The 16,215-nt window shown below is 60.2% G+C and carries 12 protein-coding genes and 1 pseudogene; 12 read left to right on the top strand and 1 reads right to left on the bottom strand.

The genetic code is table 11. The features are described from left to right. Positions 1–179 precede the first annotated feature (179 nt). On the bottom strand, positions 180–1,232 hold the full coding sequence (locus JFV30_RS11765) for a 2,5-dihydroxypyridine 5,6-dioxygenase (RefSeq protein WP_010169600.1): 1,053 nt from the start codon (positions 1,230–1,232) through the stop codon (positions 180–182). A 308-nt stretch (positions 1,233–1,540) separates the two neighbouring features. On the opposite strand from JFV30_RS11765, the gene JFV30_RS11760 reads away from it, so the two are divergent. The 12 genes and pseudogenes from JFV30_RS11760 (at position 1,541) to JFV30_RS11705 (ending at position 16,099) form a co-directional block, all read left to right on the top strand. Then, on the top strand, positions 1,541–2,674 hold the full coding sequence (locus tag JFV30_RS11760; protein ID WP_010169602.1) for an FAD-dependent monooxygenase: 1,134 nt from the start codon (positions 1,541–1,543) through the stop codon (positions 2,672–2,674). Next, the gene (locus JFV30_RS11755) at positions 2,671–3,480 is read left to right on the top strand and encodes an alpha/beta fold hydrolase (protein WP_201123833.1); all 810 of its coding nucleotides are present in this window, start codon (positions 2,671–2,673) and stop codon (positions 3,478–3,480) included. The genes JFV30_RS11760 and JFV30_RS11755 overlap by 4 nt, the downstream gene beginning before the upstream one ends. A gap of 11 nt (positions 3,481–3,491) precedes the next feature. Then, positions 3,492–4,244: a maleate cis-trans isomerase family protein gene (locus JFV30_RS11750; protein ID WP_201123831.1), complete on the top strand. Its 753-nt coding sequence runs from the start codon at positions 3,492–3,494 to the stop codon at positions 4,242–4,244. Next, the gene (locus tag JFV30_RS11745; RefSeq protein ID WP_201123829.1) at positions 4,244–4,876 is read left to right on the top strand and encodes an N-carbamoylsarcosine amidohydrolase; all 633 of its coding nucleotides are present in this window, start codon (positions 4,244–4,246) and stop codon (positions 4,874–4,876) included. The genes JFV30_RS11750 and JFV30_RS11745 overlap by 1 nt, the downstream gene beginning before the upstream one ends. A gap of 140 nt (positions 4,877–5,016) precedes the next feature. Then, positions 5,017–6,327: an MFS transporter gene (locus JFV30_RS11740; protein ID WP_010169608.1), complete on the top strand. Its 1,311-nt coding sequence runs from the start codon at positions 5,017–5,019 to the stop codon at positions 6,325–6,327. Positions 6,328–6,354: 27 nt separating this feature from the next. Continuing rightward, positions 6,355–7,428 (top strand): annotated as a pseudogene (locus tag JFV30_RS11735) (nucleoside hydrolase). A 379-nt stretch (positions 7,429–7,807) separates the two neighbouring features. Further along, positions 7,808–10,453, top strand: coding sequence for a dermonecrotic toxin domain-containing protein (locus tag JFV30_RS11730; protein ID WP_201123827.1), 2,646 nt, complete (start codon positions 7,808–7,810; stop codon positions 10,451–10,453). Next, the gene (locus JFV30_RS11725; protein ID WP_201123825.1) at positions 10,381–12,042 is read left to right on the top strand and encodes a hypothetical protein; all 1,662 of its coding nucleotides are present in this window, start codon (positions 10,381–10,383) and stop codon (positions 12,040–12,042) included. The genes JFV30_RS11730 and JFV30_RS11725 overlap by 73 nt, the downstream gene beginning before the upstream one ends. Before the next feature lie 73 nt (positions 12,043–12,115). Beyond that, positions 12,116–12,265, top strand: coding sequence for a hypothetical protein (locus JFV30_RS11720; protein WP_201123823.1), 150 nt, complete (start codon positions 12,116–12,118; stop codon positions 12,263–12,265). A gap of 87 nt (positions 12,266–12,352) precedes the next feature. After that, on the top strand, positions 12,353–13,636 hold the full coding sequence (locus tag JFV30_RS11715; RefSeq protein ID WP_201123821.1) for a glycosyltransferase: 1,284 nt from the start codon (positions 12,353–12,355) through the stop codon (positions 13,634–13,636). A 71-nt stretch (positions 13,637–13,707) separates the two neighbouring features. After that, positions 13,708–14,613: an AraC family transcriptional regulator gene (locus tag JFV30_RS11710; RefSeq protein ID WP_201123818.1), complete on the top strand. Its 906-nt coding sequence runs from the start codon at positions 13,708–13,710 to the stop codon at positions 14,611–14,613. A 175-nt stretch (positions 14,614–14,788) separates the two neighbouring features. Next, positions 14,789–16,099 carry an ABC transporter substrate-binding protein gene (locus tag JFV30_RS11705; protein WP_201123816.1) on the top strand — a complete coding sequence of 437 codons (1,311 nt, stop codon included), beginning with the start codon at positions 14,789–14,791 and terminating at the stop codon, positions 16,097–16,099. The last annotated feature ends 116 nt before the right edge of the window (positions 16,100–16,215 follow it).

Below are 16,215 nucleotides of genomic sequence, written 5' to 3'. Positions count from 1 at the left end.
AAAGGCGGCGGTCGATGGGGTGGCATGATGGCGGGGTTGTGGGTTGGACTCAAGCATCAGCCACTGAAGGAATCAAATCGAATGTGGGAGCTGGCTTGCCTGCGATTGCGGTGGATCAGCCAGCTCGCTGTTGTCTGACACTCCGCTATCGCAGGCAAGCCAGCTCCTACAGGGGATGTTTAGCGTGCCAGGGAGGCTTGGGGCGCCACTACATCGCCGGCGATGACTACGGCCTCATCATCGAGGTAGACATCGCAGTTTCGCAGCGGAATGTCCATGTGGCACGGGGTCTTGCGGGTGCCGCCGACTTCGGTATTCGGGCCGGTGGAGAACAGGAAGTTGCCGTAGAACGCGCGGGCATCCATGCACATGCCGTCGTTCTTGTCGTGCAGGCCCATCGCCGTCCATTGCGCCCGCGGCTGCAGGCCCCAGCCGATGTGGGAGATGCCGTAGACCTCGGGGTCGTTGAAGTATTTCATGTAGTCGCGCAGGTATTCGGCCTCGAAACCACCGTGAATCCGGGTGATGAAGCCCTTCTCGATCTCCAGGGTGATTTTCTCCCGGGTGTAGGTCTTGAACGGCAGCAGGATGTCGCCGATATCCAGCACCAGCACGCCCTCGGCGGTTTCTTCGTTGGGCCAGGAGAACAGGAAGCCGCTGGGCCAGTGGTCCCAGCGCCCGGGCTCATCGGCAAAACCGTACTCGGTGACGGACGGGTATTGCCCCAGCGCGGCGCGAAAATCACTGCCGGCGCGGGATTTGACGTGGATCGAGCGAGCCTTTTTCAGCAACTCTTCAGCCGCCAGCACGCGCACCTTGTCTTCCTCGGTCGGCAGCATGCGCGCCAGCACTTCCGGGGGCTCCACCGCCAGCAGGATGCGCGTGCCGGTCTTGAGGATCTGTTCCTGCTCCGGCGAGTGCAACAGCATCATGGTGTCGACGATCAGGTCGGCCGCCTCCAGCGCCCGCTGGGCCGCAATATTGCCAGTCAGCGCGGTGTCGCCGCAGTAGGCGGTCATGTCATTGCCCATCGCCCGGGGATGGTTGAACGACGGCAATTCCACCGCGTACACCTTGGCCCCCAGGCGCTGCGCAGCGTCCATCGCGGCACGCACGGTGCGCGGGTCGGAGTAATGGCTCTTGAGCACGGCGACGCTCTGGGTCGGATCGACCTTCGAAAGCTTCAACACGTGTTCAAACATCTGGGTCAGTTCGCAATCACTTACCGGCATTTCCTGTCTCCTCAGCGGCTGCACCAAGATCTGGCAGCGCGCTTCACTCTAGTGCGTTTTTATAGCGTATACGCCATTTAATAACGATAAGAACTGATTTACGCATGGACTGCAAGCGCCACGCCAAAACGTTACAAATCCACACATAGCCAATGAAATATGGAGATAGTCGGTTACAGGGGATCGATATGGCCAAAAAAACAATTTTTAAGGCACGGGCTTTTCATTTGAAAAAATGAGCGTATACACTTTAAAAACCTTGCGGCAAGACACCGCCGGCCATCATTCGAAAAAGAGGACCACGCCCCATGGGAAGCACACAAAAAATCGCAATCGTCGGCGCCGGCCTTGGCGGTGCCGCCGCTGCCACCCTGCTGCAACAGGCCGGGTTTGACGTGGACATCTACGAGCAGGCGCCGGAATTTTCCCGCCTGGGTGCCGGGATCCACATGGGCCCCAACATCATGAAAATCTTCCGGCGCATGGGCATCGAAAAGCAGCTGGACCTGATGGGCTCGCACCCCGAGCACTGGTTCAGCCGCGACGGCGAAACCGGCGATTACCTGTCACGCATCCCCCTGACCGGCTATGGCGCGTCCTACATCACCGTGCACCGCGGCGACCTGCACGCGCTGCAGATGTCCACCCTCAAGCCCGGCACCCTGCACTTCAACAAGCGCCTGGAAACCCTCGAAGAAACCGACACCCAGGTACGCCTGACCTTCGCCGACGGTGAAGTGACCTACGCCGACATCGTGATCGGTGCCGACGGCATCAACTCGCGCATTCGTGAAGAGCTGCTGGGTGCGGAAAAACCGCTGTACAGCGGCTGGGTCGCCCACCGCGCGCTGATCCGGGGCGATCAACTGGCCAAGTACGACCTGAAGTTCGAAGACTGCATCAAGTGGTGGACCGAGGACCGGCACATGATGGTCTACTACACCACCGGCAAGCGCGACGAGTACTACTACGTCACCGGCGTGCCGCACCCGGAATGGGACTTCCAGGGCGCCTTTGTCGACAGCAGCCGCGAAGAGATGTTCGACGCGTTCAAGGGCTATCACCCCACCGTCCAGGCCCTGATCGAATCCACCGAAAGCGTGACCAAATGGCCGTTGCGCAACCGCAACCCGCTGCCGTTGTGGAGCCGTGGCCGCCTGGTGTTGCTGGGCGATGCCTGCCACCCGATGAAGCCGCACATGGCCCAGGGTGCCGGCATGGCCATCGAAGACGCGGCGATGCTGACCCGCTGCCTGCAGGAAACCGGCATCAGCGACTACCGCACCGCCTTCGAACTGTATGAGGCCAACCGCAAGGAGCGCGCCTCCCGGGTCCAGGCGGTGTCCAACGCCAACACTTGGCTGCGTACCCAGGAAGATCCGGACTGGGTCTATGGCTACGACCTCTATGCCCAGCAACTGAAATCGGGGGTGGCCGCGTGAGCAGCTTTCTCTATGGCGGCAACGTCCAGGCCAACGGCATTCGCCAGCATTACCTGCGCTACGGCGGCAAGGGCCCGGCACTGATCCTGATTCCCGGCATCACCAGCCCGGCGATTACCTGGGGTTTTGTCGCGGAACGCCTGGGCCTGCATTTCGACACGTATGTGCTGGATGTGCGCGGTCGCGGCCTGTCGTCCACCGGCCCGGAACTGGACTACAGCACCGACACCTGCGCCGATGACATTGGCGCGTTTGCCGACGCGCTGAAGCTCGACAGCTATCACCTGGTGGGCCATTCCATGGGCGCGCGGTTCGCCGTGCGCAGCGCGGTGCGCCATCCCCGGGGCGTCAACCGCGTGGTGTTGATCGACCCGCCGGTGTCCGGCCCCGGTCGCCGTGAATACCCGAGCAAACTGTCGTGGTACGTCGACTCGATTCGCCAATCTCAGGAGGGCATGGACGCTGAGGCCATGCGCGCGTTCTGCGCCACCTGGACCGACGAGCAACTGCAACTGCGCGCCGAATGGCTGCACACCTGTTACGAGCCGGCGATCGTGCGCGCGTTCAATGACTTCCACACCGTGGACTTCCATCAGGACCTGCCGCACCTGGAGGCGCCTGCCCTGCTGATTGTTGCCGGACGCGGCGGTGTAATTCAGCCCGAAGATGTCGCGCAAGTCCGGCAGTTACAGCCAAGCCTGCAGGTGGCCCACGTGCCGAATGCCGGACACATGATCCCTTGGGACGACCTTGAAGGCTTTTTCACAGCCTTCGGCGACTTCCTCGGCCAGCCCCTGACTGCCTAACGGAGACCACCATGCTCAAGCCTTACCGCATCGGCCAGATCGTGCCGAGCTCCAACACCACCATGGAAACCGAGATCCCGGCGATGCTCAACGCGCGCCAGGCAATTCGTCCGGAACGTTTCACCTTTCACTCCAGCCGCATGCGCATGAAGCAAGTGCGCAAGGAAGAACTGGCGGCGATGGACGGCGAGTCCGACCGTTGCGCCATCGAGCTGTCCGACGCCAAGGTCGACGTGCTGGGCTACGCCTGTCTGGTGGCGATCATGGCCATGGGGCTGGGCTACCACCGCAATTCCGAACAGCGCCTGCGCAAGGCCACCGCCGACAACGACGCCAGCGCCCCGGTGATTACCAGTGCCGGCGCCTTGATCGAAGGCCTGAAAGTGATGGGCGCCAAGCGCATCGCCATCGTCGCGCCCTACATGAAACCGCTGACCGAACTGGTGGTGAACTACATCCGCGAAGAAGGCTTTGACGTAGTGGACTGGCGCGCCCTGGAAATCCCCGACAACCTCGAAGTGGCCCGCCACGACCCGGCCAACCTGCCGGCCATCGTCGCCGGAATGAACCTGGAAGGCGTCGACGTGATCGTGCTGTCGGCCTGCGTGCAAATGCAGTCGCTGCCCGTGGTGGCCAAGGTCGAAGCGCAAACCGGCCTGCCGGTGCTCACCGCTGCGATCGCTACCACCTACGCCATGCTCAAGGCCCTGGACCTGGAACCCATCGTCCCCGGCGCCGGCGCCCTGCTGTCAGGAGCCTACTGATGAGCGAACAATCCGCCGACGCCAACTACCAGGGCGTCTGGGGCAACCGCATCGGCTTCGGCAAAAAATCCGCCCTGCTGATGATCGATTTCATGCAAGGCTACACCACCGAAGGCGCCCCGTTGTTTGCACCGGGCGTGGTCAGTGCCGTCGCCGAAAGCGTTGAGCTGCTGGCCAGCGCACGGCATCACGGGATCAGCGTGGTGCACACCAATATCCGTTACCATCCGGGCCATTTCGCCGACGGCGGTATCTGGGTAAAAAAAGCCCCGGTGATGAAAGACATGGTCGAGGGTAACCCCCTGGCCGCGTTCTGCACCGAGGTCCTGCCCCTGGCCAATGAAGTGGTGATCACCAAACAATACGCCAGCGCGTTTTTCGGCAGCAGCCTGGCCCCGATGCTGCACGCCATGGGCGTCGACACCGTGGTGCTCGCCGGCTGCTCCACCAGTGGCTGCATCCGCGCCACCGCAGTGGATGCGGTGCAACACGGGTTTCGCACCATCGTCGTGCGCGAATGCGTCGGCGACCGCCACCCGGCGCCCCACGAAGCCAACTTGTTTGATATCGACAGCAAGTACGGCGACGTGGTCAGCAAGCGGGAGGCCATGAGCAAGTTCAAGGAGCAATAAGGTTTCATTAAGAACCGCGCCACAGAGCGCGGTCTTGCACTCTTCTGACACTGCCTTTGGACGTCGCTTCTACAGCACTCCGAAGTGCTGGAAAAAAAGCGGCTGTATAAAAACCATAAGTCACCGCCAGGAGACACCCAATGCCCATTGCGAATGCAGCGCCCGCGACTACGGTCGCCGATCCGGTCCACACGCTCTACCACAAGATCACCTGGAAGCTGATTCCGTTCCTGTGTTTCTGCTACCTCGCCGCCTACCTGGACCGCATCAATATCGGCTTCGCCAAATTGCAGATGCTCGACCAGTTGCACTTCAGCGAAACCGCGTTCGGCCTCGGCGCCGGGCTGTTTTTTGTCGGCTATATCATTTTTGAAGTACCCAGCAACCTGATCCTGGAAAAGGTCGGCGCGAAGATCTGGATCGCCCGCATCATGATCACCTGGGGCCTGCTCTCGGCCTGCACCATGCTGGTCACCTCCACCACCCAGTTCTACATCCTGCGGTTCCTGCTGGGCGCCGCCGAGGCCGGGTTCCTGCCGGGCGTGCTGTATTACCTGACCACCTGGTTTCCCACCCATCGCCGGGGGCGGATCATCGCCCTGTTCATGATCGGCCTGCCGCTGTCCAGCGTGATCGGCGGCCCGTTGTCCGGCTGGATCATGGGCCACTTCGACAACATGGCCGGCCTGCGCGGCTGGCAGTGGCTGTTCCTGATCGAAGCGGTGCCCAGCGTGCTGCTGGGTGTGTGGACCTTCTGGGCACTGCCCAATACCTATCAGCAAGCCAAGTGGCTGTCCCCTGAAGAAAAGACCCTGCTGGAAAGCGAACTGCGCAAGGACGACGCCGACGGTGCCGGCAGCAAGCACAGCTTCCGCGACGGCTTCTTCAACCTCAAGGTGTGGATGCTCGGCGGTATCGACTTCTCGATCCTGCTCAGCGCCTACGCCATGGGCTTCTGGATGCCGACGTTTATCCGCAACGCAGGCATCACCGACACGTTCCACATCGGCATCCTCACTGCCTTGCCCAGCGTGGCGGCGTTGCTGGGCATGCTGCTGATCGGCGCCAGCTCCGACAAACACCGTGAACGCCGCTGGCACATCATCGTGCCGTTTTTCATCGGCGCGGCAGCGATGGCCACGAGCACCTTCTTCACCCATAACGTGGTCGCCACCGTGGCCCTGTTTGCGATTGCGTCAGCCGCGATCATCGGGGCGGTGCCGGTGTTTTTCAGCCTGCCGGCGACCTTTCTCAAAGGTACCGCGGCGGCCACCGGCTTTGCCCTGGCCTGTTCACTGGCGAACATCGCAGGCCTGGTGAGCAACTCGTTGATGGGGGTTGCGATTGACGTCACAGGCAGCAGTGCCGGAGCCTTGTGGTTTTTTGCCGGCTGCCTGATTCTCAGCAGCTTCCTGGTCATCGCCTTGCCGGCGAAACTGGTGAACCGTTAATAACAACAACTCTTCGGGTGAGTCTCCATGCAAGGTTTCATCAAGCGCTGTGCCCTGCTTGTCGCCGTCGGCCTGTGTGCCGGTACGGCGCAGGCCGCAGAAAAGGTCATCTTCGACACCGACTTCAACGTGCTCAACGATGACGGCCAGGCCTTTATCATGCTCGCCCAGTTGCATGCGCAAAAACGCATCGACCTGCTGGGCATGACCCTGGTCAGCGGCAACGCCTGGGTCGACCAGGAACAGGTGGACGCCCTCAAGGCCGTGGAACGCATGGGGGTGGAAAGGGAAGTCGGTGTCTATTCCGGCGCCGCCTACCCGCTGCTGCATGACTACGCCACTTATGAGGCCGAAAAAGCCCTGTTCGGCTCCGGCTGGCCGGGTGCGTTCAAGCACCCGCGCCCAACGAATGCATCACAACTGGTAGCACCCCCGGATGGCCTGGCGACCCACACCACGCTGCGCAAGGAAACCGCCGCCCAGTTCATCGTCGACAGCGTGCGGGCCAATCCCCACTCAGGTGACGATTCTGGCGGTAGGCCCGCTGACCAACATCGCCCTGGCGATTCGCTCGGCGCCGGACATCGTGCCGCTGATCAAGCGCATCGTGTACATGGGTGGCGCCCTGGAGATTCCGGGCAATACCACGCCGGCAGCGGAGTTCAACTGGTGGTTCGACCCGGAGGCCGCAAAAATCGTATTGCGCTCGCCGATCGAACACGTGATTTTCCCCAATGATGTCTGTGAGAAAGTCACCTTCGACAAGTCGGTGTACCAGCGGGTGATCGCCCATAAAGGCCCGATTGCCGACCTTTACAAGCACGAGTTCGGGCCACTGTTCGACAAAGATCCGGCCTACCACAGCTTCACCTGGGACAGCCTGCCTGCGCTGTTTCTGGTAAGCCCCGACATCGTCACCGAATCCCGCGAACTATGGGTGGACGTGGACGCCACCTTCGGCGCCGACTACGGCCGGGCACTGGGCTACAAAAAGGTGCGCCGGTGGGCACGCAGAAGGCCAAGGTGGTGTTCGCCGTGGACCAGAAGAAGTTCTGGGACGGCTATGTCGGGCTGGTGACACTGCCAACGCCGGTAAAATAACGCCATAAATATACTCACCCGTTGCGCCTGCAGAGGCCAGGCCAACGGGCACCTTACCGCTTTTGGGTGTTTCTCCTTGAAATACCCCGCCAAACTCCCTCGGTTATTTCTCGGAACGCCTACGGCGCGCGACTCGACACAGGCGGGTAAGTTCGGTCATTCCTGATCCGGCCTCCCTAGTTCAAGGAGCTTCCATGAGAAGTGTCGAATCCCATTTCCCTGCTTCCACCAGACAGATGCCGGCGGACGATAGCACCGGCATCCGGCCCCTCGGCTCACCCGACACGCTGCAGCCACTCACCACGCCCCCCGTGATGCGCCGCCCGAACCGGGTGACAAAGAAGTCGCGCCGCCTCCTAAACGCTCGGGGTTCGGGCTGGTGCGCCAGGCATTGGAAGACGCACCAGCCTCTGCGCCGTCAATGCCATTCACCAGGCAACACAGTCTTTCAGAGTCCAGCGTCAGCGGTGATCCGAACACATCAACCCGCGCCGAGGCCGACGCGCAGGTGGCGCAAACCCTGGCGCAAACGGACGATCAGCAGACCGCACCTCTTCACGTGCCGCCCTTGTCGACCCTTGGACAATGGTTAACCCAATTGCGCACTGCACTGAACAGCCCTGCATTTCAGGCTTTTATCCAAGAAACCGGCTTTGATGCATCCAGCATTAAGTTTCTGCCTTCTATGTCGAGCCTCAACGGCATGATCAACGGGAGATTGGTGAGGGTCTCAATCGAAAGCGAAGGTGCTTCGAATAACGCGATCCGGAACCTGGCAATCGCAGAAGCTGTCGTCATCGGCAGCGGGCTGCCAACGCCCCTGTCCTACGCTGAGGTAATGAGCGGTGCGCTAAACGCCTCGATGGTAAAAGCGTTCTACGACGATAGTTTCAAATCCATCCTCAAATCGGAGAAAGCGCGCGGTCCACAGACGCTGGCAATTCATCGCCAAATCGTTGGCGATATCTATGATAGAGATAACCTCGCGCAGGAACTGAAGTTCATCAGTGCCCGCCTGGGCGCGGGCCGAATGACGCCGGCAACGCTCCCGCATGTATTGGCCAACACCCAGGTAGATATCCAGACGGGCTCAACCTACAGCCAACTGCACGCAACCGAGCCAGGAGGCTCTGCCAACCTCGCGAGCTTCCTGAAAACCCTGGGCAAGCCACTGCCGGAAAGCCGGGAGCAAGTCGACCAGCTTGTCACCTTCCTCACCGGTAACGCCGATCTCTTTTCCGAAGAGACAATCCTGACGATGGCCTATTCCAGCGCACTGAGACAAGCCGCCGAAGGTCAATCAGAGGGGCTCGTCACAGTGCCACGCCACTCGCTGCTGGGCCGCTGGCTCGAACGTTACCGCGGCTTGCTCGACCACGAGGTGATCCAGACATGGCTGGTCCGGCAAAACGTTGATCCAGGTACGTTCACGGTTATTCCCGCGACCGGGCAAGCGACAGCCACGGTGAACGGCGCGCTGAAAACCTTTGAGCTACCAGACGATTCAGGCTGGGCACAGATCGCCGGCCCACTCCTGGCGATAGGCAAACTCATCGCATCAGGTTCTGAACAGTCGTTACAGATGCCGCGCTTGAGCCAGTTTATCGACGTGCCATTGAGCATGGTCGCCGGCTTTTACAATGAGCCGCCCACTGACACGGCCGTTCAAGCCCAGGAGCGGGCCGACTATCTTGAACATACAGGGGCTTTCGATTCCTCGCCGGCAACTGCGGAGCATTCGATCCCGTCCCTTGAAACGCATAAGCAGCAAGCGGATACCTATTACGACAACCTTGCCCGCGCCATGGCTGAAAAAAGCAAGTTTGAAAACATTGCCAGCACCACCGCCGCGGCACTGCCCAACGCACGTGCTGAAGCGAAGAAATCTGCCGAGGCGATCATTTTTAAGCTCACGGGTAAGACGGTGGATGCCGACACGATTTACCACAACCGGTTTGACACGGCCCGCACGTCCGAAGAACTGTCCCACCGGCGGATCAAAAGCTCACTGCGCTTGCCGGATGCCTTATTGAAGAACTTCAGTGAGGCCGACTGGGTTCCTGGCATGCTCGACGCCACCTCGGGCCTGTACACCGACCCTGAGGGTTATGGAGAACACCACAAGTTTGCACTTGCCCCCTCAGAGGTGATGAACGAAAGCTGGAAAACGGATCTCCAGACGATCATGACTACCAAGCTGGATAACTTCTGGGATCAGCACCGTGACGATTTTCGCTCGATCCTCAAGGGCCGGTTCATTGCCCAGGCCCGCCAGCAATTGCTGGCCTATGAAGCGCTTTCCCCGACAGAGCAGGCAGCGCTTGCCGACGAGCATAAATTCACACGCGAGGACTACCTGCTGGTCATGGGGGCGACGTCGAATGTTTCTGTGAATGAGCGTGCCCCGATCACCGTAGCGCAGTTGCAGGCATCCACATCGACACGCGGCGTTGTCCGGGCCCACCCCCTGGATATCAATGGCTATGGTTCCGATATTGTGCGTTTCACCGCCCAGGACGATGGGCAATACCTCTACTCCAATGGCCGGCGTGATGGCAGACAGGTGCTTTACGTGCCGGGAGGCGACCCGGATTTTGTTCGCTTCGACTCCCTGGAAAAAATGGACCAGTGGATCGTCGACCAGGCCCGGGATCCGAAGAAGCGCAAGGACCTGGCGTCGCACTTCTCTGTGTACGACCGGCAGGACGGTATCAGCTATTACGGCGTCGAGACTTCGCTGGCCATGCTCGGGACAAAGCAGTGGGATCTTGAGGAAGGCATCACCATTGATCGTGCCAACATCAGTATTCACGGCGATGTCTTCCAGCACATCACGCAGGTCACCAAAAACGCACGAGCAGTGATGCGGACTTGGCGATCAAATCAAACAGCGAGGCCATTCGCGACGCTTGGCTTAACGACATCACCGTTGGGACAGGACTGCTGGCAAAGTTGGCCCCCACGGGCATCATCGCCACGGGGGTGGCTACGGCCGCCGCGATCGCTGAAACAGCCCTTGGCGTAGAAAAATCGGTTTCAGGTGACACCTTGGCCGAGCGCAGTGATGGCGCACTCAAAGCTGCGGATGGCGCCCTCAACGCCCTGTTTTCCGTGGGTGCAAGCGTTCCTGAAGATCCCTTCATCCTGCCAGCCGCCCGAACCCCATCAACGCTCCCACTGCAAAGTGAAACCTTCTTTGACGGCACCCAGGCGTTGGTCACCGGGCAATCATTGGCAGAAGATGCCTATGTCATCCCACGCTCGGACGGCTTTGACGTGGTGGATGGCGAGAAGGTCTATCGCTACAACGCCAGACAACCCGGCCAACTGACGGACCTGGAGTCTGCCGGGCGCGAGGCGGAGCTGGAGAACTACGAAGCCTTTTGCCCGGTGCCCGCAGCGCCGGTCGGGAGAGTGAAACGCGGCGCCAACGATGAGTGCTTCTCCAGAATCATCGTCAACACTGGCGACGAGCTGCAGTTGGAGTTACAGGCGCTGGAGCACGAGCGCCTGCTGCCTTCCCCGCGCAAACTGTTCAACAGTGACCGGTTCGTGGTGCGGGAAAGACGCCTGCACAAGATGATCGATACTGAAATGGGCACCAAGCTCGTACCGCTTCCTACCCAAAATCCTATCGAATACAAAACACTTATCGACGGAAAAATAATCGACGATCCACACTTCGGCCTCCCTTCTGAAACCACCAACACGTTCCTTGAAGCAGAAACACGCGTGGTGAAGCTCGGCAGCATCAGCCATGGCGTCAACGATCAGCGCGAGATGCGCGGTATTGTGGTGCCCAGCTCCAGAGCAGGTGACCCCTCCCAGTTCCTGGTAGTTGAGGCAGATACCGCTGAATTCTATTACGTGAAGCTCAGCACGCCGCCGGCAACGGAGGTGACATTCATCAAATGCGGCGCGACAGAATTTGACTTGGAGCTGGCAAAAGAATATCGATCAAAATTTTACATACGCCAGGGCAATTCGGCCCATCCGAATGACGCCAACTTCATTGCCTTGCCTAAATTGAAGGATGCTTACAAGTCACTGGAGAGAAATGGCTACTCAAAAGCGGACATCGCTGAACTCAAAAACAAGGTCGCCACGATGAATGTCGAGCAGCAGCGTGAGGTGGTGTTCCAGCTACAAACACGAGGCGCGCTTGGCAGCGCCACTATTTCCATGATGCCAAACAAGATATCGGCCCTGACAACACCCGATAACTTCGCCGGGCTGACCGAGGCACAAAAAAACCGATTTTATGCGCAGAAGGCAAAAGAGACGGTGGACCGTGCGATGAAAGCCACCGGGCTGGGCCCCAGCAACCAGGTACATTCAATCGCCGATATAAAACGAGCCGATGCTGCCAGCCAAACCATTGGATGGTTGCGCAAAACCGCGAATCCAGGGACCCATGACCTCGGGGCTCAGGCCCTGAAAAGCGGCGCCGGAAACTGTGGCGAAATGAGCCTGCTCGCCAGGGATATCATCACGAAAAGCGGGGGCACGGCCTATACCTGCGGGCGCGGGCACCGCTCACGCGTTCACCGTCGTTGGCGGTCCATCGATATTGCCTGGCGATACCGTCGACTTCTCGCAAGCCGAATGGGCTGATGCCTGGATCGTTGATCCGTGGGCCGAAATAGCCTGCCCCGCCCGGCAATACAATGCCGAGCTGGAGGCGACAATGAAACGATGGGATGCCTTGGGATGGAAGATCAGGGAGGGCAAGAACCCCAACATGAGCCCCCTCGATAACAACTGGACGAATACCCTGTTCAATTTACCGAAAAGCCCGAATAGCTATGGGTACGTCGAGCAGGCCTTGAGCGCCTGATCCGCCGATACGCCATCACGGCGGCGCGATACCAGGCCAATTGTGGTTTAATCGCGCCGTTTTTTTGCCCACAGGAACGCCCTGCTCATGAACCCGTCCGCCACCAAAGTCCTGGTCATTGGTTACGTCTGGCCCGAGCCCCGCTCTTCAGCGGCCGGCGGGCACATGATGCAGATTCTGGAGAGTTTTCTGGCCCAGGGCTGGGACATCACCTTCAGCAGCCCGGCCGTCACCGGCGAACACAAGGCCGACTTGCCCGCCCTGGGCATTCGCGAATGTGCGATCGAGCTGAACAACAGCAGTTTCGACGAATTTATCCAGCAACTGTCCCCGGATATCGTGCTGTTCGACCGCTTCATGATGGAAGAGCAGTTCGGCTGGCGTGTGGAAAAAGCCTGCCCGGGTGCCCTGCGCGTCCTGGAAACCTGCGACCTGCAAAGCCTGCGGGACGCCCGCCACCAGCGCCTCAAGGATGTCCTGAAGGCTGAACCCGGCGCTGACGACTTCAGCCCTCTGTTCAATGCGGACCTGGCCGCCGAATTCGATGACATGGCTGACACCGACGTGGCCAAGCGCGAGATGGCGGCGATCTACCGTTGCGACATCAGCCTGATGATCTCCGACGTGGAAAGCCGCTTGCTGACCGAGCACTTCAAAGTGCCCGCCGCCCTGCTCCACTGGTGCCCATTGATGCTGACGCCGCCCACCGAAGCGTTTGCGCCGTTTGAAGACCGCGCGCACTTCCTGAGCATCGGCAACTTTCGCCACGCGCCCAACTGGGATGCGGTGTTGTGGATGAAGAACAGCGTGTGGCCGCTGATCCGCCAGCAACTGCCCGGCGCTCAACTTCACGTGTATGGCGCCTACACGCCGCCCAAGGCCACCGCCCTGCACAACCCGGCCCAGGGCTTTCATGTGATGAACTGGGCCGAAGACGCCTTAGAGGTCATGACGGCGGCGCGTATCTGCCTGGCGCCGTTGCGGTTTGGCGCCGGCATCAAGGGCAAGCTGGCCGACGCAATGCTCTGTGGCACACCGAGCGTCACCACACCGATTGGCGCCGAGGCCATGGGTGAACCGTGGCCCGGCGCGGTCGAGCACAGCGCCAGCGCCCTGGCCAACGCAGCCGTGGCCCTGTACCAGGACCGCGAGCGTTGGGTCCACGCCCAGGAAACGGGACGCGCATTGCTGGCCAGCCGTTATGCCCAAGGCACTCACGGCCCGGCACTGGTGGCGCGCCTGGAGCAGTGCCGCAGCGAACTGGCCGAGCACCGCCGGCGCAATTTCACCGGCAGCATGCTGCGCCATCACCTGCACAAAAGTACCCAGTACATGGCGCAGTGGATCGAGGCGAAAAACCGCAACCTTTAAACAGCGGCGCTGGCGAGGTGGCGCGCAAGGGGGCATTATCCTTTTCGCAACCACAATAAAGCGACTGCAGCATGACCCGAGCAGCGAGAATCACCGACCCTTCCTACGAGCTGATGGACGATCACAACGGTCTGTCCATCATCTATCGCCAACACGGCTTCCCGTGCCCTTTGGTGCGCTGGCATTTCCACAAGGAATACGAGCTGCACCTGATCGTCGCCAGCTCCGGCAAGGTGTTCATCGGCGACTACATTGGCAACTTCTACCCGGAAAGCCTGTTCCTCACCGGCCCCAACCTGCCCCACAACTGGATCAGCCAGGTGGCCGAGGACGAAGTGGTGCCCAAGCGCGACATGCTGGTGAACTTCACCGATGAGCTGTTCGAAGGCGGCAGTCATGTGTTCGCCGAACTCAAGACCCTTGCGCCGTTGCTGGAACGGGCGCAATACGGCATCGAATTTCGCTGCAAAAAGACCATCGCCCAGGCGATGACCCTGATGCAACGTATCGAGGACGCCCACGGCATGGCGCGCCTGGGGCACTTCTTCATCCTGATGGAGGTGCTCAGTGCCTGCGAGGACTACCAACTGCTGTCCGGCGTGACCACCCCGCAACTGGCGGACGAACACAGCATCGACCGCACCAACCGGGCGGTGGACTACATTTTTGCCCACTACGCGCGGGAACTGTCCCTGGAAGAAGTCGCCGAATACCTCGGCATGAAGCCCACTTACTTCTCCCGTGTGTTTAAACAGGCCACCGGGCGCACCTTCATTGAATTCGTCAATCGCCTGCGCATCAGCAAATCCTGCGAGCTGCTGGCCGACGGTGACAAAGCCGTGACCGATGTATGCTTCGAGTCGGGCTTCAACAATATTTCCAACTTCAACCGCCGGTTCCAGCAGCTCAAAGGCATGACGCCGTCGCACTACCGGCGTTTGGCGGTGCAACGTTTGACCGAGCAGAATTTAGCTTAATCATTTCAGCGCCTTTCCGATGGAGTGCAAAAAAGTATCAGTAGAAGTGCTCCCAAGGATTTGTCACCACGCCAATTGAAGGCTGTAATCAACGCACACTCTTCCAGCTGTCGTGGAAGACACAACAACAATAACTGTCCTTCTGTAGCCCCTGGGCGCAGAAATGGAGTGCGCGATGAAGTTCACAGCTAAAGCTCTGCTTGCCTGCACCTGCATGACCCTGAGCGCCGTCAGTCTTGGCGCGCAAACCCTGACCATTGCCACCGTCAACAACAGCGACATGATTCGCATGCAAAAGCTCTCGAAAACCTTCGAGACCGAGCATCCGGAGATCAAGCTGAACTGGGTGGTACTTGAAGAAAACGTCCTGCGCCAACGTCTCACCACCGACATCGCCACCCAGGGCGGACAGTTCGACGTGTTGACCATTGGCATGTACGAAGCTGCACTCTGGGGCGCCAAGGGCTGGCTGGAACCGATGAAGGACCTGCCTGCTTCCTACGACCTGGACGACGTTTTCCCTTCCGTGCGTGACGGCCTTTCCGTCAAGGGCTCGCTGTACGCCCTGCCGTTCTACGCCGAAAGCTCCATCACCTACTACCGCACCGACCTGTTCAAGGACGCCGGGCTGACCATGCCCGAGCACCCGACCTGGACGCAGATCGGCGAATTCGCCGCCAAGCTCACCAACAAGGACAAGGAACAGTACGGCCTGTGCCTGCGCGGCAAAGCCGGTTGGGGCGAGAACATGGCGCTGATCACCACCCTGGCCAACGGTTACGGGGCACGCTGGTTCGATGAGAAGTGGCAGCCGGAATTCAACGGTCCCGAGTGGAAAGACGCGCTGAATTTCTACGTCGACAACATGAAAAAATCCGGCCCGCCGGGCGCCTCCAGCAACGGTTTCAACGAAAACCTGGCGCTGTTCAACAGCGGCAAGTGCGCGATCTGGGTCGACGCCAGCGTCGCCGGCTCGTTCGTGACCGACAAGACCCAAAGCAAAGTGGCTGACCACGTCGGCTTCACCTTTGCGCCCCATGAGAAAACCGACAAAGGTACGTCGTGGCTGTACTCGTGGTCCCTGGGGATTCCGACCAGCTCCAAAGCCAAGGACGCCGCCAAGGTCTTCACCACCTGGGCCACTTCCGAGGAATACAGCCAGTTGGTCGCCAAGACCGACGGGATTGCCAACGTACCGCCAGGTACCCGCAAGTCGACCTACAGCGACGAATACATGAAGGCGGCACCGTTTGCCAAGGTGACGCTGGAATCGCTGAAAGTCGCCGACCCGAAAGACCCGTCGGCCAAGCCGGTGCCGTATGTGGGCATCCAGTTGGTGACCATTCCTGAATTCCAGGCAATTGGTACCCAGGTCGGCAAGTTCTTCTCCAGTGCACTGACCGGTGGCTCGACCGCCGAAAAAGCCCTGGCGGATGCACAGACCTTCACCGAACGCGAAATGAAGCGGGCCGGTTATCCCAAGTAACCCCCAATACCTGTAGGCGCTGGCTATGTGGTGAGCGGGCTTGCCCCGCGCTGGGCTGCGAAGCAGCCCCATCAATCTGTGGTGAACCCGGAGGGGGACAAGCCCCCTCACCCCAT

This window comes from Pseudomonas sp. TH32 (assembly GCF_016650855.1).
Lineage (GTDB): Bacteria > Pseudomonadota > Gammaproteobacteria > Pseudomonadales > Pseudomonadaceae > Aquipseudomonas.
Note: the sequence above shows the minus strand (reverse complement) of the source record. Positions and strands in the feature narration are given on the sequence as shown.